Origin of the sequence: Polaribacter sp. IC066, assembly GCF_007997085.1 — a bacterium.
GTDB lineage: Bacteria > Bacteroidota > Bacteroidia > Flavobacteriales > Flavobacteriaceae > Polaribacter.
In genome coordinates, this window is the sequence record NZ_VORR01000062.1 from 1 (window position 1) to 21,440 (window position 21,440).

17 protein-coding genes are annotated in these 21,440 nt (G+C 28.9%); 6 read left to right on the top strand and 11 right to left on the bottom strand.

Features of this window, described 5'->3' with window-relative positions:
- Both ES044_RS16055 and ES044_RS16060 read left to right on the top strand, forming a co-directional pair.
- A partial coding sequence (locus ES044_RS16055) for an RDD family protein (protein WP_147187376.1) occupies positions 1-385 on the top strand: 385 nt, incomplete at its 5' end.
- Positions 386-547: 162 nt separating this feature from the next.
- On the top strand, positions 548-1,438 hold the full coding sequence (locus tag ES044_RS16060) for a hypothetical protein (RefSeq protein WP_147120712.1): 891 nt from the start codon (positions 548-550) through the stop codon (positions 1,436-1,438).
- Positions 1,439-1,631: 193 nt separating this feature from the next.
- On the opposite strand, the gene ES044_RS16065 is transcribed toward ES044_RS16060, so the two are convergent.
- On the bottom strand, positions 1,632-2,273 hold the full coding sequence (locus tag ES044_RS16065; protein WP_147187377.1) for a DUF6266 family protein: 642 nt from the start codon (positions 2,271-2,273) through the stop codon (positions 1,632-1,634).
- A 354-nt stretch (positions 2,274-2,627) separates the two neighbouring features.
- Between ES044_RS16065 and ES044_RS16070 the strand changes: the two genes are divergently transcribed.
- The 3 genes from ES044_RS16070 (at position 2,628) to ES044_RS16080 (ending at position 4,935) form a co-directional block, all read left to right on the top strand.
- Positions 2,628-2,840: a hypothetical protein gene (locus tag ES044_RS16070; RefSeq protein ID WP_147187378.1), complete on the top strand. Its 213-nt coding sequence runs from the start codon at positions 2,628-2,630 to the stop codon at positions 2,838-2,840.
- 1,065 nt (positions 2,841-3,905) lie between these two features.
- Positions 3,906-4,460, top strand: coding sequence for a Panacea domain-containing protein (locus ES044_RS16075; RefSeq protein ID WP_147187379.1), 555 nt, complete (start codon positions 3,906-3,908; stop codon positions 4,458-4,460).
- 7 nt (positions 4,461-4,467) lie between these two features.
- Positions 4,468-4,935 carry a hypothetical protein gene (locus tag ES044_RS16080; RefSeq protein WP_147187380.1) on the top strand — a complete coding sequence of 156 codons (468 nt, stop codon included), beginning with the start codon at positions 4,468-4,470 and terminating at the stop codon, positions 4,933-4,935.
- Positions 4,936-5,037: 102 nt separating this feature from the next.
- Here the strand turns inward: ES044_RS16080 and ES044_RS16085 are convergent, their stop codons facing one another.
- The 10 genes from ES044_RS16085 to ES044_RS16130 form a co-directional block, all read right to left on the bottom strand.
- A complete protein-coding gene (locus ES044_RS16085; protein ID WP_147187381.1) occupies positions 5,038-5,553 on the bottom strand; it encodes a hypothetical protein in 516 nt (171 codons plus the stop codon).
- 21 nt (positions 5,554-5,574) lie between these two features.
- Entirely contained in the window at positions 5,575-6,762 is a 1,188-nt protein-coding gene (locus ES044_RS16090; protein WP_147187382.1) for a GIY-YIG nuclease family protein, read from the bottom strand.
- Positions 6,755-8,698 (bottom strand): DEAD/DEAH box helicase, encoded by a 1,944-nt coding sequence (locus ES044_RS16095; protein WP_147187383.1) that lies wholly within the window; start codon positions 8,696-8,698, stop codon positions 6,755-6,757. Before ES044_RS16095 ends, ES044_RS16090 begins: the two co-directional genes overlap by 8 nt.
- 154 nt (positions 8,699-8,852) lie before the next feature.
- A complete protein-coding gene (locus ES044_RS16100) occupies positions 8,853-9,266 on the bottom strand; it encodes a hypothetical protein (RefSeq protein WP_190311505.1) in 414 nt (137 codons plus the stop codon).
- Positions 9,267-9,488: 222 nt separating this feature from the next.
- Positions 9,489-10,949, bottom strand: coding sequence for an ATP-binding protein (locus ES044_RS16105; protein WP_147187384.1), 1,461 nt, complete (start codon positions 10,947-10,949; stop codon positions 9,489-9,491).
- A gap of 183 nt (positions 10,950-11,132) precedes the next feature.
- On the bottom strand, positions 11,133-13,829 hold the full coding sequence (locus ES044_RS16110) for a class I SAM-dependent DNA methyltransferase (protein ID WP_147187385.1): 2,697 nt from the start codon (positions 13,827-13,829) through the stop codon (positions 11,133-11,135).
- A gap of 239 nt (positions 13,830-14,068) precedes the next feature.
- Positions 14,069-16,360, bottom strand: a complete 2,292-nt coding sequence (locus ES044_RS16115; protein WP_147187386.1) for a DUF3987 domain-containing protein — start codon at positions 16,358-16,360, stop codon at positions 14,069-14,071.
- Between the two features lie 11 nt (positions 16,361-16,371).
- A complete protein-coding gene (locus ES044_RS16120) occupies positions 16,372-16,665 on the bottom strand; it encodes a helix-turn-helix domain-containing protein (RefSeq protein ID WP_147187387.1) in 294 nt (97 codons plus the stop codon).
- Positions 16,666-16,848: 183 nt separating this feature from the next.
- Positions 16,849-18,351: a hypothetical protein gene (locus ES044_RS16125; protein ID WP_147187388.1), complete on the bottom strand. Its 1,503-nt coding sequence runs from the start codon at positions 18,349-18,351 to the stop codon at positions 16,849-16,851.
- Between the two features lie 3 nt (positions 18,352-18,354).
- Positions 18,355-19,572 (bottom strand): site-specific integrase, encoded by a 1,218-nt coding sequence (locus tag ES044_RS16130; RefSeq protein ID WP_147187389.1) that lies wholly within the window; start codon positions 19,570-19,572, stop codon positions 18,355-18,357.
- Positions 19,573-20,438: 866 nt separating this feature from the next.
- On the opposite strand from ES044_RS16130, the gene ES044_RS16135 reads away from it, so the two are divergent.
- Positions 20,439-21,149 (top strand): hypothetical protein, encoded by a 711-nt coding sequence (locus ES044_RS16135; protein ID WP_147120713.1) that lies wholly within the window; start codon positions 20,439-20,441, stop codon positions 21,147-21,149.
- Positions 21,150-21,440 lie beyond the last annotated feature (291 nt).

Consider the following 21,440-nt stretch of genomic DNA (forward strand, 5'->3'; position numbering starts at 1 on the left):
AGAAGGAATAATTTTTGGAATTATAATTTTAGGAATTTATCTAATAATGGGAAAATCTGTTTCTGAATTTTGGGCTGATTTAGATAGTGACTTTGAATTTTTAGATATAGTTTACTCATTAGTAACCGGAATAATTATTGGAGCAATATTTTATCCAATATTTATCGGAAATTTGGGACACAGAATATTTAATATAAAAGTGATTTCAGAAGAAACTGGAGAAGATTATAAAAAACCTGAAAAAGGAGCAATTAGAGAAGGCTTAAAACACGTACTTGGACTTTTACTTATCCCAAGTATTTGGATATTATGGGACGAAAAAAATCAGAATTTATACGATAAAATAACAAAAACTTTAGTTGTCGAAAAAAATGCGAATGAATAAAAACGTGCTACAACACCGTATAAAATTAATTGCTGGTAATCGCCTACTTACGAAAGTCCTCGCGGACTTTCTTGGTCAGTAATTATTTACTAACTTTACTGCTAAACCACGCAACAAAGCTTATACAAAAACGTTGCCATTAATTAAAAAATCAGAACGCTAATGAAAAATTCATTTACAATATTATTCCTTTTTGTTTTATCAACTTTATTTGCTCAAAACGAAAAATTGTTTGAACGTTTACAAGCAATAGATAATGATGGTTTGACTTTCTACGAAGTTGACGGAATTAATATTTCAAGTCAAACGCTAAATTATAAGTTTACAGATAAAAAATTAAAGAAAGTTTATAGAAAATATTCAATAAAAAAGAAGGACAAAAAAACAACTGACACTAATTTGAAATATAAAAATTATTACGTTAGTAAAACAGATTTAATAACTGAAAATTTAACGCAAAATAGTTCCTATTATTTTTTAGAAAATAAAAACAAACGGACAACTATAATTCAATTTGGCTCTATCAATAAGAAAGATAAAGAATTTGAAAGAAGAATGGTTAAATTAATAATGGAAAATAAAATTCCAAAAAAATGCTATAATTCATTAGTAATTGACAGCATTAACTTTGTGAATAGAAAAATTAAATTAGGAAATAATTGCCAATGGCAAAATGTGAATAATGTTCAATGCCCATATAATGGTCAAATGAGCTGGTCTGTGCATAAAGAATTAAAAGATGCGGAAAATACGGTTGAACAACAATTTGAAATAACAAAATCTAAAAAAGGCGGAAAAGTTATTTCAGAAGAAATAGTTGAAATTGAATTTGAAGGAGCTAAAACTAAAGCGAAAAAAGTTATTTATGACTTTACTGGAATAACTTCTGTTTTGGCAAATATGTCTGGAGGAAAGACTTTGACAATTTATTATGTTGCGTCTGAAGTAAGAGATAATTATGTTAGTTGTGTTTTGAGTTTTTGGAATAACGATAGAATAACAAAAGATGGACTTACTCGATTATTAGAAGAAGTTATGACATTAAAAAAATAACTAATGGCAACACCGTATTATCTCAATAAGACTCTACAACCCTTAATTTTATTGACTTTTATTAACTTATTTTTAAATAGGTACAACATAGGTACAACTTTTAGAACTGTGTAATCAAGTAATCAATAAGCATAAAAAAACCGTTTCTAAATTAATAGAAACGGTTTGTAATATGTATTCAAACTTAAAACTTTTAAGCTGCCGTACCAGAGCCTAAATACACACTGTTTGATACTTTTGTACCATCATCAGAAACAAATGCCATAAACATCTCTACAGTCTCTCCTACGTAAGTGTTCGGAATGGTAACAACTTGCGAACCTACAGTTCTATCAGCTCCAACAAGAATTGAAATTGACTCTTTCTTACTTGGATTATAAACTGATACCATTGCTTTATCTGTTGCGTTAGCATTTCCATCTGTAGAATTATCACCCCAAGCAAAAGTAACCTGACCAGCAGTTGTCAAATCAGTTGTACCATTTAAAACACTAGATAAACCACCTCTACTCAATAAAGCCAGAGAATAATCAATCGCAAAATTAGGTGCAACACCATCTACTGCATTATTTAACACATAAGACATCGCAGCATTAAATTCTGTTTTCTTTGTAGCAAAAGCCTTGTAACCGATTTTAATAAAATCTTTATTAGCCTGCAAATACTCTAAAGTAATCTTAAACTTACTACGTTGATTTACTTGTCCCTCTGTTCGAGGATTTGCCACGCTTGATGGCTTAATTCTGATGTAGTCGATACCTTTCCAACTTCCACCAATAATGTTACCAACTTTTCCTGATAACCCTCCTAAAATTCCCTGTGCAATCTTACCCATTACTATTTATATTTAAAATTAATACTCTTATCGGATTTGGTACGGACTTAACATTACTTTTAAACCTTTTTAACACTAACAATATAACTAAAATTATGCCATTTTATATCCAATTAAAGCCTTTCAAGAGCTTTAGCATTCCGTTTCTTTAGTTTGCGCTAATTAGATAACAAGAAAAAACACAGTGCTTAAAACTGCCATTTTAACAATCGAATATTTTGTATTTTTTACTTAAAAAAATCAATAATATTGCCAAATACAATTAACAGAGTTTTTATTCAGTTTATTACAACAAGAAAAATAACCATAGCCTTGTGTAAACCCGTAAAAATTATTGAAATGTAGTTTGTAATTTTGAAAAAAACAAAGATGTTACAAAATGCCGTTGATCAAATTTCAGAGATTATAAATCTTTTTCCTATTGTTTACAAAATTGCGATACACGAAAAAGAAAAAATCACTATTTACTATGATGAAAAAGGAATGCATAATGAAAAGACATTTAATAATGCTATTGATTTATTAGATTGGTGTGAGCGAAATTTTAAAAAAAAAAGTGCGGTCTAAAATGAATCAAAAAATAGTATCCTATTTTTTGACGTTTTTAAAAATTAAGAATGGCGGATGAATTGAGCGCAAAGGCATTCTTAAATTTTAAAAATGTTAGCCCAATGGCGATTGAATGACATAATATGATTAGAACCTCTTATCACGGAAATTAAGCATTTTACCTATAAATCTAAAGTAAAAATAAAATTATGCTTACACTTTCTTTTTCATAGCAATTTCCCACCTCTCGACGATGTGGGTTTTTTTTTTGGAAAAAACTGAATTAAAGTACCTAGTGCGATGGCAGCAGCGGGAATAAGGGTGTAATTTTTTATTTGTATTTATCTACTTTTCTTGATTGTTTTTGTTAAAAGTAGTTGCTCTAAATTATTCTAAAAAAAAGACAATTACTTTAATTTATTACCCACTTTTATTAAATGTACATAAGCAACTGCTTTTAGTGAAAACAACTTTCTAAACTTCTTAACAAATAAAAAATTACACTCTTATTGGCTTTTTTTGATTTTATAAGTGCTTTAGAAATAATCTTTTTATAGTTGTATTGGCTTGTTTAAATACTTCTTATATTGAAACTTAACTAGCATTTATAAAAACAATGCAACAAGCTATACATGTTCTTAAATTATATATTTGTTATTACTAAATTACAAGGTGCGCGTTGGATGTGCGGCTATTTTACATAATAACCAGTTATAACTACCAATTTTGCGCTAAGCATAAATTAGTATTATAACTTGTATTATGTAAAGATAGCTTGGGGTTGTTTTTATGGCGGAATATTTGTTTGAGCGTTGGCAATGGCTCTTTGCTTTTTTTAGGCACGAAAAAAAGTAATGTGCCATTAAAGCGTTGGCTACAAATATTGTGACATAAAAACAACTATGCGGTGGCTTGCGGAATAAAATAAAACACAAAGGATTTTGAGGTATGAAAAATTTGGGTTTTATTTTGTGGGGAATTTAAATTACTGAATATTATTAAAAAACAATTTATTATTTAAATTGCTGAATTATTTATAACCATTTTAAGTTAATTACATGTATTTATGCTTAAATTTGTTGTATGTTTAAAGAAGACAGATTACATATAACTATAAACTCTATTTTATATATTCTTAATAGACTAGGAGGAGAAGCAGACTTTTTAAAAGTTTTCAAGATGCTATACTTTGCTGAAATGGAACATCTCTCAATTTACGGAAGAATGTTTACTGAAAATAAATATAATTCTTTCCCTAAAGGACCTGTACCTGATTACGCTTACCAAGGAATGAGGTCTTTACGAGGTGATGTAGGTTTTAGTTTATTTGAGGATAAAAAAATATTTGAAGAAAATTTCAAAGTACATAGTAATCATTTTATTATATCTTTATCATCGGAAGATTTAGATGAACTTGCAATTAGTGAAATTAAATGTTTAGACAAATCTATAAATCAAAATAAAAATCTAACTTTTAATCAATTGTCAAAAAAATCACATGGTACAGCTTGGAAATCTAAAATGGCTAATTATGATGTAATAGAACTTCTAGAAATTGCAAAAGAGGCTGAAATGACTATTGATATGATTGACTATTCTTTGGAGCTAGATTCATTGAAAAATAGTTCATTTTATTAAAAAATAAATGAGTTATCTTAAAGATTATTTTCCAGATGCTTACGATGGTGCTAACAAGATTACTTATACTAGTCTTGATAAAGGAACTGTATTGAGAATGTTTGTTAACGATACTACGCCACCAAAAACTAAAATTTTTATTGTTTTAGGATTGCACGATAATAAAGTAGCTTTAGGTACTTTGTTTATAAATTCAAAAATAAATGATACGATAAATTTTTCAGTAGAATTACAAGCACTACAATACAAATTATACTTAAGTGACTATGCTTTTTTAGATAAAGATTCATTTGTGGATTGCTCTAATATACAGCAAAGAGACAATAAAAATATTTTACAAAAGATTAATGAAGACAACTCTTTAGTTGTGGGGCGTTTAAATCAAGATACATTTGAAGATGTCCGGAAGGCTATAATTAGTGCCGAAACCATTAGAGGTAAACACAAAAAGAGGTTTGGTTTATACGATGTATAGACTTCCATTTTGAATTGTAAAATTATACACACATTATTATATCTTAATTGAATTATATTTTTCTTAATAACTTATTGCCAAGACTACAATAGTTGATGTGCTTTAATCTTTATACCCTCTATAAAATCCAATAAAAAAATCTGCAAGCCATTTTAGTGATAAAAATACAAACCACAATATAGTGGTTGAAATATACCATAAAAGTTTAAAAAGATTTATTAGAAGGCTGGTTGCTAAAAAGATTAATTGAAGAGTAGCGGCATTCTTCCCTCTTACTTGAACACCTCCTAATTTAAAGCTTGAATAATTAGGCTTCATTATATTATAAGAACCTCTTTTATTTTTTATAGAAGTACTAACTCCGCCTTTTGAAATATTGAAGTTAAAAGGACCACTATTGTATCTTCCTATAAATTGAAAGTTACCACGCTGAAAACCCATTCTTGCTCCTTTAAATAATCTCTTATGAAGTCTTACACCGTGATTGGTATTTATCGTTGCACCATAACCATCTTTTGAAACTGTTTTTGTTGCAGAAACACCACCTGTTCTAGAAACACGAATATTCTTCTCACGATATTCTATTCTTTTTTTTGGTGATGTGTTATTTTTTGACATTTAGTAGTTATTTATTTTTGTTTATTTTTCAATTAATGCCAGATTAACATTATCATACTTATATTTTAATATTTCACCTGATAATATCAAAGTAACCACTTTATCAATAATTTTTCTTGGTGCAACAAACCACTCTCTTGGTGTTATTCTGTTTCTTTTGTCGTCAAAAACGTCAACATTTAAACACACTTCTGCAAAAAAACGATGTATTAGGTGTTCAAATTTTTGTGCATCCATATTGTAACAGGCATATTTATCCAATAAATGAACGTTTGCATATAAATAGGTAGATTCTTTAGAAGCATTTTTAATACGCTCATTTACATCTATAGATGAAAAGCCAATTTTATATAAATTATTAATTGATGCTATTTCTGGGTTGGTAGATTTTGACCTCAACACATAAATCCAACCTGTTTGAACATCTTCTTTATTTATAATATTTGCATTTTTAAAAAGTTCTTCTTCTGCATCTTTATCTGTATCTGAAACGATACTCCCATTATTGTATAATGATTTAGACAATGAACGATAATACATATTACTTTTTGTACCATTCTCAAATATAATTGTTGTTCTACCATCATTTCTTGATGTATTCCCTAATTGTCTTTTTTCAATACCATCATCTTCTAAAAATAACAAGACACCATCAAGCACATAATAATTTCCTGAATTTAAATTCTGTTCTACATCTTTAAATTCTTTTAATTTACGATTACCTTCTCGTAATTCTTTATGTACTTTTTTAAATTGTGTTTCATAAGGTGCAAAATCTCTGTCTTTCATAGCCTTTCTTCTTGCGGTAAAATCAGTTTCTGCTCTTTCTGTAGCACTTTTTATATGCTTTAGGTTAAAGATTGATACCGTTTCATCTGTATCTAATATGCCTAAATCATCATCATTTAATATATCTGCTACTGATTTTATTTCTTCTTTAGAATTTAATAGATTATGCAAATCAAAAGATTTTAATATGGCTACTTTTTTAGCATCTTTTCTTAATGCCTTTAGTCTTGATATTAATTTAAATTCAGTAACATTAGTAGCTTCTGGCTCACGATTATTCTTTTTAAAAAAAACATTAATTTCTAGAAACGATTCAATTAAGCGTTCGTCTTCTGTTTTTACAACACGAGCAGCAGTTGGTTTTAAAATATCAAACTCATCATCGTCAAATATATCTTGTAATGTTTTCTTTTTACTCATTAGATGCTGCTTTACGCTTTTGTTCTTTTAAAAATATAATAGCTTCTGCTAAACGTCTTTCTTGTGGATCAAAAGATTGAATACTTGGTAATTCTCCTGTTTTCTTTTTAAAATTAACAATTTTAGGCCACAATATAATAGCTTCTTCTTCTGTCATTGTTATTCTTGTGGCATCAATGGTTTCTTGAATCGCTTTAAACACAGATGCTGTTACTGATTTAGAGAGTATCTCAAATGCTTTTTGAAATGGATTAATTGAATCTATTAAATCGATATGAATATCATCAATATTTACAAAACTATCTGCCATACGAATAAAGCGTTTATCACCTACTTCTTCTATAGTACCGTTTTTAATTACTGAATCTACCACAATATGTTGCCGTACCGCCTCAACTTCTTCATCTGTTAAGTCTGGGTAAGTTTCTTTTATTATTTTAGGAATTAAAACTTTGTTAATTACCTCGGGGTCTACATTACCGGGCATTGCTTTAATCATCTGTTCATCTTGCATTATTTTTGCTTTGAGGTCATTAATATCACTTTCAATAATATCTTTTGCTCTTTGTGAACTTGGCAACTTAAAACCGTTAATTGTAATATAATCCTCACCTTCCTCATTTACCTCATTACTCTCATCTTCATCAGAATATTTAGGCTTAAATTTAAAATTAGGTGCTAACACTTGTTCCATTAATAAAGAAGCTGTAATTGCCTTTAGCATATTATTTACAGATAGTTTTACCAAATCATCTTCTGCGTCTGGCTGTGCAATTAAATTGGTAAACTGTGAGTGTGATTTATTGGCACTATCTCTTGTTGCTCTGCCTATAATTTGAATAATTTCTGTTAATGAGCCTCTATAACCAACCGTTAAAGCGTGTTCACAATATGGCCAATCAAAGCCTTCTTTAGCCATGCCTAATGCGATAATAATATCTATGTCATCTACACTTTTTATAGTGCGTAAATAGGCTTGTATTTTATCTCTATCCTTTTGATTATCGTGTACTAAATCTGCAATCTTTAAGGTTTTACCTGTGGTTTTACTTATTACATATAAAACGCCTGTGTCTGGGTCTTGGTAGTCTAATTCGCCAATACCATCTACAATTCTATTAACTTCTTCATATTTATCTTTTTCAGATTCTCCTGAATTAACACTTGGAATATGAACAATTGTTTTTTTACTCTGGTCTAATACTTCATGAATAGCAGCTGTATATTTCCCTTGATAAAAATGATAGCCTATTCCTAAAGATTTTAAATACTCATACCCATTTAACTGTTGGTAATAATCATATTTTACTTTTGTGAACTTCGCTTCGTCTTCTGGTAATAAAATAGGCACACTATCTCCTCTAAAGAATGAACCCGTCATGGCAACAACATGCGCTGTAGACTTCGCCATTACACTACTTAAAACGATGCCTAACTTATTATCACCATCTACAGATACATGATGAAATTCATCTATAGCTAACAAACAATCATCCAATTGTTTTTCTTCTATAGCATCAAATGCAAAGCGTAAAGTAGCATGGGTACATATTAATATTTTTTCATCACTTTCTAAAAAGTTTAAAAATGCGGTTACTTTACTTTTTTCAACACCCGGTGTGCATAAATTATATCTAGGGTTGGGTTCCCAATCTGCAAAAAAACCAAATTGTTTTAAAGCTGTTTTGGCAAATGAACTACCAATAGATCGTTCAGGAACTGCAACAATTACTTTTTTAATGTCTTGATTTATTAGTTTATCTAAACCAATAAACATTAATGCACGAGATTTACCAGAAGCGGGCGGTGCTTTAATTAATATATATTGAGCAGTACGTGCTTCATAGGCTTTTTGTTGCATTTCTCGCATACCAAATTTATTGGTACTTTTACTTTTACCTGTTTGATTGTATGTTACGTTTACTATATTTTGCATAAATGTCTAAATGTTTGTCTAAAAATGTCTAAAGTTTATCTAAAATATCTAACTATTTATACCTTAATACACTTTTAACAAGGGTTTTATGTATTTTTAATAACTAAAGTTTAACTAAAATCGACTAATGTTTAACTAATTTAAATCTAATTAGTTAAACTTTTACCCATTTTGGTTTTCGATTCGTTCCAATATTTTTTATAAGATTGTCTTTATTAGACATTGCATAAATTATATTACGAAGTTTATTTTTCTTTTTATTTATATCTAAAATGGTTGGTAATAATTCTAAAATAAGGTTATCTATATCTCCTTTAGTTGCGGTTTTATACTTTGCTAAATACTCTAAAATCATTTTTTTATAATGCTCATCTTTTAAGCCTCTCATCTTTATATAATCGCCTTTTTCCCCAACCACCAGTGCTACTTTAGATGAAATATAAAAATTAGGTTTTCTACCTTCAATTAATTTCTTTGATTTTAACAATTTTATTTCTTCACTATTTAAGTTCTTATTTTTTGCAACTTTATCTAATAATATAATTTCTTCTAAAGATAAATTTGGCATTTGTGCAATTTTACGTGCATAGTTTGCATCAACAACTTTACCTGTTATGGTAACTTTTACTTTTTCCTATTTGCTGGTGTTTTACGTTTACTATATTTAGCATTTTATTTTTTCTATCTAATTTTTAAATCTTGCTTATATTATTATAAAACTTGCTTAACACTTTTTAATTTTTGATTATCAGTTGTTTACTATTTAATTAAAACCTTGCTTAACCGTGTGTTATTCATTTTTAAAAATATATAAAGCATTTATATCTCTTTCCTTTTTGCTTTTACGTTTTATAATACTTTTTTCAATAAAATCATTTAAATAAGTGCGAATGGTATTTTTATTGACACTTGTATATTTTGAAAAATCACCTAATGTACCTTTACAATGCATAAATAGGAATACTAAAATTTTTCTTTGTGTATTATTATAATCTCCCCATTTGTTTTCAATTTCAAGTATAACTTCATCACTAATTACTTTTGAATGATTACTTATTTTATTACGAAGAATTAAATACACATTATTATTCCTTACATTATATTCAGGAACAGAAAGCATAGACTTTTCCATAGATTCATAAATTCTTGAAACTCCTTCATTTAATTGACGAACATACCCCATGTCTTCAAGAATTCTTGCAATACGTGGATTTCTAGCATACCGTTCTGTTTTTATATTTTCTATACTTACTTGCGCAGGTAATGGTCCACTATTAGAAACCTCTAATCTATTATCAAAGTGTTTTATGTAAACAGCATTACCTTGTACATTATAAGATCTGTGACACAAAGCATTTACTACAGCTTCTAACCAAGCTTCTTCTGGGTATTCTGGAACTTTTTTAAATTTACCTGATTCTATATCTAAAAAATAATAATCTTTAAAAGAGGCATTTAGAAACACTTTTAAACGTGTTATTAAATGCGGAATATTCATATCAAACCTTTCGTCTTTAATAACGTTATGCTCTACACCAGTTTTTGCTTCTATCCCTTCATATCTTATGTATCTAACAGAAGCAGAGGGGATATATTTTTCTGGGTCTTTTGCAAATAATAAAACACCCGCTTTTTTAATAGTGTAAAACCCTTCTTTTTTTGTTGCCAAATATTTTTTAACTAACAGCTCTTTTAATTCTCCTTTGTATTTGATTTTTTGTTTATAGCTTTCTAATAAAGGTGCATCTATATCCTCAAAATCAAAGTCGTTTTGAGGTTCTTCTTCAAACTTTCTTATTTGCTTATCGTATTCTAAAGATTTTACTTGCGCTCGGTTTAATATTCTATTGGTATCATTTACTCTTAAAAAAACATTTTCATTGTCTTTTCTACAAAATATACGTTCTATTTCTTGTTCTACATGATATAAAAATACCAAGCAACCATCAACATTTACTTCTTCAAATTTTATATTGGGTGATGGTTGTATAAAATCGAAAATTAAGGTTCGGTATTTATCTAAATCTCCATCAAATGTTTTTAAATCTTGAATAGCTCCACTATCTGCCACACCAAAAACCAACATACCACCATCTGCATTTAGCATACCAATTAATTCTTCTGCTATTTTTGTTGGTTTGGTATCTTTTTCGCCTAACCCTTTACGCTCAAAATATTGATTTTCTGATTTGGTTTCCAAATATGTTCTGGTTACCATTGTGTTTATTTCCGAAATTGATTTTTCTTCCATGATGCTTACTTTACTTAAACCTTGCTTACTTGATTTTAAACCTTGCTTATCTTATAAAAACCGTACTTAATAATTATTAACAACTGTAAAACAACTGTTTATGTTTTTCGTTATTCCTTGCTTATTTCTTTTAATTTCTTGCTTAATAGCCTTTTTTATAAGAATAGTTGGTTTACTACAAGTTTACGCCTTTTTAGTTTTACGTGTCTTCTTAACCTTTTCTAACAACGTATTTTTCTTAATCATCTTTTCATACTCTTTAAAAAGATATTCTAAACGCTCTGTATCGCTGGTAAAGGGTTTTAAACGATAACAACGTTCTATCGCTAAATCTAATTGATGATGCGCTTCTTTTAAGCCTTTGGGCATTTTATCAGGATCATAGAGTTGAGCCATCGTTTTACTTGAATGATTTTCACGTTCTTCTAAAACAGCAAAAACATGTAGATTAATTTGTTCTTTTTGTTTTGTGGATATATTTGGAAAAGGGAATGTATGATATGAAAAAAAAGAAGAATATCTATAATCAGATTTTAATCTTCCCGCAGTAATTCTAACCCAAGCCATATGCATTTTCGAATTTATCACACCAAACACAAATGGTTCGGCATCAAATATTACTTGAGCTGAATCAGAAATTACTGTATCTAAATCCATAAATCCGATTGGAATATATTCTCGCCTTATTGAAGAAACTCTAGGTATTAATATTTGAGAGACGTTAGGTTCATTTGCAAACTCAAACCGATGTGGGGAATTTGCTTTGTTTCTAGCGTTGTTACCACCAGCTAATCTAGCAATTCTAACTTTCTCAATTCTCTTTTTAATTAGACTAATTTTCAAAGCACAAACTAAATCTTCTTCACCAATCCATAAACACCATCTCTGATTACCTCTAATAAATTCACTAGATCCAATAAATTTTCTAATAAAAGGTTTCGAAGCTGGAAAATCAATTAACATTTTTTCTTTCTCTTTATCATCCAAAATTAAATGACCACCATCCAAAGGTTTATTTCCAGAAGTCATTTTTGGTAGATGAGAAATAGGTTTTGTACTCTTGTAAATAATTATATTTATACTATCAACTAAATATGCATTGATATTTTGGGCTATTGCCTTTGTTCCTTGAGAAAAAAGATATTTAGGTTTATCTGATGTTTTTCTAATCCCGATAATTGAACAAATAACACCTGCATTTCCTTTAGCATTATTTGTCCATTTAAAATCTCTGTGAGCAAAAAATATTTCTAACCCTTTGCTAAAAATTAGTGGCCAAATCATTTCTACTTGAGTTCCTTGATTAACAGAATTTGTAGAAACAAATGCATATCTATGATTAGAATTAATGAATAAAGCTGCTTTATAAAACCAACAAGAAATATAATCTTGCTTTTTAAAGTTGGTATTACCATTAAAAACGAATGCCATATCTCTTTTCTGATGTTCATCTTGCATACTTGCACCCAAGTATGGCGGATTCCCCAAAATATAAATTTCATCCTCTTCATTTTTAGGACAGGCATGTTCCCAATCTACACGTGTCGCATTTCCCTGTGTAATATTCCCTGCTTCTTTTAAAGGTAAAATAGGTTTTGCTTTACCAAAGTCTTGCAATTCATCCACAAAAAACTTATTCATTTGGTGTTCTGCTAACCATAAAGACAGTATTGCCATTTCGTGAGCAAAATCATCTAATTCAATACCGTAAAATTGTGAGAGTTTCACTTCAGTAAAAACAATAGAATGCTGTGCTTCTAAACAGTGTATTTCTTGTAGAATTAGTATTTCTAATTTACGTATTTCTTTGTAGGCAATAATTAAAAAGTTACCACTACCACAAGCAGGATCAAATATTTTTAGTTTAGAAATTCTAAATATTAATTGTCGTAGCTTTTTTGCATTGCCTTTGTGTTTTTCAAAGGCTTCGTAGAACTCATTTAAAAACAACGGTTCAATGACCTTCATAATATTTGGCACAGAGGTATAGTGCATGCCTAAACCACTTCTATAAGCAGGATTTACAACTGCTTGTATCATAGAGCCAAAAATATCTGGGTTTATTTCGCTCCAATCTAAATCGCCACACTCAATAATAATTTTACGTGCTTCTTTTGTAAATTTGGGTGATACTATGGTATCTTTAAATAAACCACCATTTACATACGGAAACTGGTTAAAATGTGCCGCTTCTTGACTGTTATTTTTAGTATTTAATACTTTAAAAAGTTTGTCTAAAAACCAATGAACATCAGTCGCATCTTTTTGAGTATGCTGTTCTAATGTGTCTGTAAACATACCTTCTATAGGAAATATGTCTGTATCTTCTGCAAAAAAACAAAAGAGTAACCGAGATAGAAAGATATTTAGATTGTGCCCACCATCCTCATAAATATTCGGGTTTTCAGTAACTAAAATATCATAGAGCTTTGCCATTTTATAGCTGGCTTTTCTATCTGCATAATTCTCGTTGGTTTGTGCATATTTTTCTTGACCTGCCCAAGGTAAAAAGAAACCAAAGTGTTTATGAATTTCGAGAATAGGTATGTCTAATGCTAACCCTGTTCTTATATCTTTTGCTAATACTGTTTTATAATCTGTTACAATTACAAAGCGTGGATTGTGTTTTATTGAAGCTGGCTCTTTTGTAATTTCATCAATTGTATTTAATAAATTACCAGATGCTACTTCTTTAAAAAGCATTTTGCTTTTATAGAGAACTTCTCCTTTTACTTTAGAGAGGTTAAAATCTCCTTTCTTTAAACGAGTTATTGATGTTTTAGAAATGCCATAGGCTTTTAATAAATCAAATATAAATTCTTCTTTATTAAAATTATCAACTAAAGCAGTTACATTTTTTTCTATTTGAGATGCGTTCATTTACTTTTTCATACTTAATGAAGTATAAAAATATAACTTTATTATTACATAGTCTTACGGCTTACAGTATTAAGGTTGATTTATTTATAATACTCTGCAAAGTTTGCAACCTTTGCGAAGTAGTTACTTAATTTTTTGATAAAAAATATACATATTTTAAAGATATACAGTAAGGAAGTTGAGGTTTTTGAGGGAAGTAAGGGAATTTTCACTCAACTCCCTCACTTTTCTCACTTTCCTTACTTATCTTCTTTTGATGGGTTGTAGTAATTGCCTTGCGATTCTCTTACTAAAATAGTATCCTTACAAAGTTTTGTAATGTAACGCTCTGCTGATTTTTCTGCAATTTTATATTTTATCGCATTATCTTTAAACATTTGTGTTGTAAAGCGTATTGGTAAACTTTCTATAAATTGCTCTTTTTTGTTTTTGTAAGTAATTGCAGATTCATCTTTTGGCAAACTAGAATATACTTTACTACTATGTTTTATTAACACTTTTATGATGGTTATTGTAGATTGAAAATCTTCATCTAAACAATACAAAGGAGTTGAAATATCACCATTTTCTAAAATACGTAATGCTGTAAAAATCATACTTATTCTAAAAGCAATAATTCCTAATCTTTTTACAGTGGCATCATATTCTATATGATTGATATTTAAATAGTATACATTTAATTTTGGAAACACATCAAGAAATTCTTTTTGTTGCTCTTCTGTGTATGAAAATTGTATTGGTTTACCTCTATTGAGAGATTCATATAATGCAAAGAACTCCTTACCAAGTAAATCAAAATAATCATTTAAGCCGTTTTTTGTTTTTATTTCAAAAACGTTTCTCCATTTTGTATTGCCCGGCATTTGGTAAAACATAAATCTACTAAACAATCCGTTTTCTGCGCTAGGCATTAATGCTAAAACTTGTTTGGGTGTGCCTGTTAATACACAAGATAACCCAGGTTCTTTCATCTCTACATATTCTCTATCTGTTTTTCTATAATATTTAATTGGTTCGTGATGAAAGGCATTTCTAAAACCGTCTGAATAATCGCCATAATCTTTTGTAAAATTTTTAGCCAACGTATCTGCTTCGGTTTCAAAAATTAGTCCTTTTCCATTATTATCATTCAACAATTGAAACATACCAGATGAACTATTGTTTGCAGGAATAAACAACATTCTGAATGGTGGAATTTTCGGTTTTTTTATGTTTTCATCTTTCGCCTTATTTTTATTATACAATGCTAGATCCCTGTCATATTTTTCTTTTAGTAAATTTGTTTCATTTTGAAGTTTATCATGTATTAAATCTACTAAACGTTTACAAAATTTTATTTTTCCTTTACCAGAAGCAGCAGGAGCTGATACAAATAAATATAAATTAGGATAAATTTTATCGCCATCATAAATACCATATAAATTAGGTAAACATGCGCTTAATGTTGTAATTGTACCTAAAATCATTAAATCTTGCTCATAGTCAGATTTTGTATGTTTCAGCATATCTTGAAGCAACTGCGGGAGTTGAGGGATTAAGGGAGTTGAGAAAGTTGGACTTTTTGACTCCTCGATATTTTCTATATCATCTTTTGGCATTTCTGTTTCTTCTTCTGTTTCTATTTTGATGATATTTATGTTATTTTGATGCGCCAAATAATAAAATGTAGAGATACTAACTCCTGAACTTTTACCGTTTATACATTTTGTGTATTGTATATCACATTCTTGTGCATTGTAATTAGGATGAAACTTACTAATTCTATGAAAATAATCTCTGCCTGTTTCGCCATATTCTTCTGAAATTGCAAAACCTATTTTTACCCATTCTTTATAATTGTCTGTAATATCGGTTGCAGTTTTTTCTATCTCTGCAATGTATGTTTCAATTTTAATAATTGATGAATTGCCCGTTTTAATTGATTTTACCTCTTTACTCGGCTTGACTTTTTCTAATGGAATTTCTACTTCTATTGGTTTTGTATTCACTGCAAAAGTTGTTGCAGTAGGATTTATAAAACAATCTTCATCAAAAGACATAAAACACAATCTACAAATATCACTACCAGAAGTATCAATCTCGATATTAAAAGTTTGTTCATAGTAATCTACTACTTGTTTATAAGCTTCTTTATGATGCTCTTTACTTGTATTTATTTTTACAATAATCTTTAAACCTTTGCCGCTTGGACTTACAAATGATGCATACGTATAGGGTGCTAAACGTGATAAGTTTATAATTTCTTTAAGTTGCGAAATAGAAAGTTTATCAATATCTAGAATTACATATTGGCTGTAAGTTTCTAACTTATCTACACTCCTACCATTGTTACATGTACCTGATACTGTAAAGGCTAATAGTTGCTTTTTTAGTTTGTCTGCTTGCTCTTTTTCATCACTATTAATTAAGTCTCTTATATTGCTTATTTCGGCTTTATAAGTACCTGTTTTAATATCATTAAGGATTTCTTCTAAAGGTATATCCTTAACCTTGTTTACAAAATTGCTAAATACTGATATGGTCTTATTCATAACTTTTAGATTTAGAAATTTCTTTTTTTGTTAGAAAATGCTGCCTTACGATTTTTGTCTAAAAGATTTTTGACATCGCTCATTCTATAATAGATTTTAGAACCTATTTGAGAAAAAGACACGATTCCTTCATCCCTCCAAGTCTGGGCCGTTCTTTTGCTAATATTCATTAGCTGTAAAAATTCTTGATTGTCTAAAAAAGTGTCGGTTGGTGTTTTAGACTTTTCCTCTAATTTTCCGTTTAGTATATCTAAACGATTTACTAATTCTGTGTACTGTTCTGCTGTTAAAATTACTGCGTTCATCTTATATATTTTTATGATTACGAAAACAAAGGTTGGCAGAAATAGAAGTTTAAAACACTTTACTACCAAGGGTTTAGAGTAAGGTGCAGAGTGTAGAGTGGCATAAAAAAACAGTTAACCTAAATAAGATTAACTGTTTTTTTTGAATAAAATATTTTAATACTGCTCTTAAAGTGTAGAGTGTTATTTAAGGTTTTTTAGTGCTTTATCGATGATTTTTGATGTAGTTGGTATTTTTGGGGCTCTTAACTTTGTTCTATTGTATAACTTTCCGTCTTCTTGAATAAAACAATTTATAGTAACTACCCATTGTTGTTGTTTTAAATCTACTACATATTTTAATACGTTATGTAATTGCTTTATGAAATACGATAGTTCACTTATATTACCTGTCCAAACAATAGGCTTCTCAATAGCTTCACCGCCAAATACTTTTCTAAAATCTTTTAAGTCAGTATCTGATGCAATTAACTTTTTTCTAATTAAAGAGTCTTTTAGACTTGTTAAGTTAGATTGACCTGTAATGTTATTTATGTATGTAAATGATTGATGTTTTGGTTTTGTTCTAGTTTTGGACAAATTACTATCTAATTGCACTATGATTTCATCTGATTCAATACCCCCTAATTCATCCTCTAATTCTTTTATGTACCCTATAAAAAAAGATGCTACAAAATAATTTGAATACATTCTTGGACGACTATTAACATAAATAAGATATTTATTTGCATTGTAATAAATATTCCTTTTTAAATCGTCATAAGCTAAAATTACTTTCTTTGCCTTTGAAAAACTTATAAGTTCATTCAGTCTTTTTACTGTTAATTTAGATAAATCCCCATTAAAAAAACCATAAATTAATGTTAGTTCCTTTTCTATTTGTAAAATCTTATGACTTTTAGTTAATTCTGATATATCACTAAAAGCTATGCGAACTTCAGAACCTACTCTTTGATAAAAAAGTTTTTCTTGATGTTTTTCAATTCGTTCAATATGATCATGATCTAATTTTAAATCATAAATTTCATCCCAATAATCTACCCTAGCATTTCTAATAATATTATCAATTTCAACACTACAGTTAACCCATGAATCAATATATTCTTTTTTGTAATCTCTTATCGATATAGTTTTATATTCAGAAGTAATTTTTGGTTTATCAAAAATTAAAAAGATATTATAAAGTAAAATTTCCTGTAAAAAATTCACTATTTCATTAAAATACTTTAAAATAATTGTTTTGATTTCTTCTATCTTTAATCCTGATACTTCTAATGCGTTATCGAAGTCTCTTGTCACTTGACTTATGTGAGGAGAATGCAGATATAAAGTAAGAATTTCTGATTCATATTTAAAATGAATTACAGTTTTTGGAACTATTATTTTACCCTCGACTTCTATACCTATTAAATCTATGAGTTTACTATAAATTACTTTAGCTTCCGTTTTAGAAATCTTATTTTTTTCTTTTTTACCAAAATTCACTCCATATCCAACAGAAATATAGTTTTTAACGGCTTCATCAAAAATATTTAAACTGCTATAACTAGAGAATAGCAAATCTCTAGCTTTTAGCAATCCTTCTTGAAGTTCTTTTTTTTTCGCTTTTTCATTTTTTATAATAGCGTTTAAAAACTGTACTTCTTTCAAAGTGCTTTTAAAACTATCAAATACAATTTCTTTCATAGTTTAATTTATATATTTATCTACTGCATTATCTAACTCACTGCTAATTATTTTTGCATACACTTGCGTAATACCAATATCTGAATGGTCCATTAATTTAGATACGTGTTCTATTCTCATTCCGTTATTTAATGCTCTGGTTGCAAATGTATGCCTGCTTAAATGGAATGATAAATTGAAAGGTAGTTCTAATTTTACACCCATTTTTTTAAGATACATATTATTTAAAGCTATTGCTCTACTTGTTACTAAATTCCTATATTCTTTATCTGTAAAAAAGGCTTCATCCAGATTTGCAAAAGGGAAAATAATATCTTCTTTCCCCTGGTCTTTTTGCTCGTATTTCTCTAATATCTCAATCGCTTTTTGTCCTATTCTAACACTATGCTGTCTGCCTGTTTTTCTGATGACTTTTGTTATTTTACTGTTTTTTTTATCATAATTTTTCCACTTGAGTTCTATCATATCGCCAAATCTTAAACCACCAGCAAAGACTGAAAATATAAACATATCTTTTATAATATGCGCTTTGTACTTACTAGATACTTCTAAATTGATAAAAGCTTCTAGTTGCTCTTCTGAAAGATATTGCCTAGTACTCTTTCCTTTTTTTACAGTAAATTTACTAAATGGAAATAAATCTAACGGTATTAAATCTTCTTTTTGCGCTTCCCGGAACATTAGCTTCATTATCTGAAAGGAATAATTTATTGTCGTGTTGTTATTGCCTAACACTGAACTAGAATGGTGTGCAAAGTCTTTTAGCGTGGTTACAGTGATATCTTCAAACATTATATCTCTATGCCCTATATACTTTTCAAACTTCTTTAAATAGGTCTTATAGTTCTTGTATGTGGAGTATGCGAACGTATCTTTACGCTTTTCACAAAGGTTGTGCGAATACTCAAAAAAGTTTGTTAAGGGTTTTCCTTTTATGGCCTCCTTTAGTTTTCTTGCTGATATAGATTGATTTCTTCTTTCAAGGTCTGCTATTTCTCCTTTTGCATCTGCAACCTTTTGAGAGATATACGCATTTAATCTTGTAGAATTACTGTGATTCTTTTTCACTTTCTGCCTATCTTCATCCCATTCATTTGGATTCAGTTTTAAACTTAACGAAATGAATTTAGTTTTACGGTCTTTGATAATTCTTAAATAAAGTGGCGCTTCGCCTGCTTTATCTATCTTGTTTTTTCGTAAAATGAGTTTTATTGAAGACATAAGTCATTGGTTTTAAGGGGTGCATAACGGTGCAACCGAATACCAAGGTACAACAATAGGTATAACAAAACAAGCATTTTATCGCTTTTTAGTGCTTTGTGTTACTTTAAGAAAAGCGTGTAAAGTGTTGTTAATAAAGGGTTTTAAGGAAATTAGGTGTAATTGAGTGAGTTATCTATACAACACCGTATAAAATTAATTGCTGGCTTTTGCCAATTTACGAAAGTCCAAACGGACTTTCTTGGTTCGTGTTTTATTTAGTAAATTCACTGCTTAAAACACGCAACTAATCTTATACATAAACGTTACCATTTATTGAATAAAAATTTTGCGGAAATTACCAAAATTGGAAAAATTAGCGCTTTTAAAATGTCAAATTTTTGTGTTTTAAAGTTCTGAAAAATCAATCCCGAAACTTCGGGAGTGGGACACTCTCTCGCTAATCAGAATTTTGAAATTCTGCCAAGTTTGTAGAAACTTAAAATCAAAATTACGGAATGTAGAAAGTTTGCGGAATTGAGTAATGTTTGGAATTGACCAAAATACGGAATTGAGCAAAATACGGAATTTTCACTCTTGCGGAAAATCAGAACGGAATTCCAAAATTGCGGAAAGTAAACAAATTGGAAAAAAGAAAAACCATAATTATGAAAAAGAAAAACAAATGGTAACACCGTATAAAAATAATTGCTAAATTAGTGCTTTAACAAAGGTAGTTGCGTTTTTGCCAACTTCTGAATTTCCGCTGGAAATTCCTCGCTTACAAAAACGCAACTATTCTTATACCAAACGTTACCAAACATTAAATGAACAACTTCCTAAAAACCATCTTAATTTTTATACTCTTAATAGTATCCTGTAAAAAAGTGGATAATCAAAATAAAAATTTATCAAAAAGTTTCCCTTTTCAAATAGATACTATTTTAAAACTTAATAAAAACTTAAATTTATCAATACGTAAAACTGATTCAATATCAATAATTGATAACTCTTTCATCCAAAAAAGTAAAGATTCAATTTCAAAATTATATAACAATTCATATCGAGGAGCAATTGAACTGGAAAAATTACTTATTCAAAGGAATCATAATATTGTAAGAAAAGATTCTTTAGGATTACATATCAAATTGAATAGTGGAAAATGGAAATTATTAAAACTTAATCCAAGTTTTGAAGAATTAGATTTAGTATTTGAGAATTACTTTCAAGATTATGAATACTTTTTAATTAGGACTCAATGGGGAGAAGGAAGTGGAAACAAACTTATAAATGCTAAAACTGGGCGAGAAACAAATATTATCGGAGAGCCAATTTTTTCTAAAAACGGAAAATATGTTATCTCTATAAATAAGTCTTTAATTGCTAGTTACAGTCATAATGGGTTTGAACTTTTTAAAATTAAAAAAGACTCTTTAAGAAAATTAGGAGATTATTATCCCAAACAATGGGGGCCATATAGTGCAAAATGGATAGATGATAATGAGGTTATTCTAAGAAATGAAGGTTTTGAATGGACTCAATATAGACAAATCGACACAACTTTTTTTGTTAAATTAAAAATAAAAAACGTTTGGTAACACCGTATAAAATTAAATGCTGGCTTTTAGCCAATTTACGAAAGTCCAAACGGACTTTCTTGGTTCATGTTTTATTTACTAAATTAGTGTCTTAAAACACGCAAATAACCTTATACAAAGACGTTAGCTTTCATTGACCACTCAAATTCTGAAAATGGAATATATAGTTTGAAAATCTTGATTTTTAAAGAAAAAACTAAAAAATGTGGAACACTCTCTCGCTCGGAAAATTTTGCGAATATTGAGCAAAATTTGAATTTATAAAACGTGCGAATTTACTCAAACTCTGAA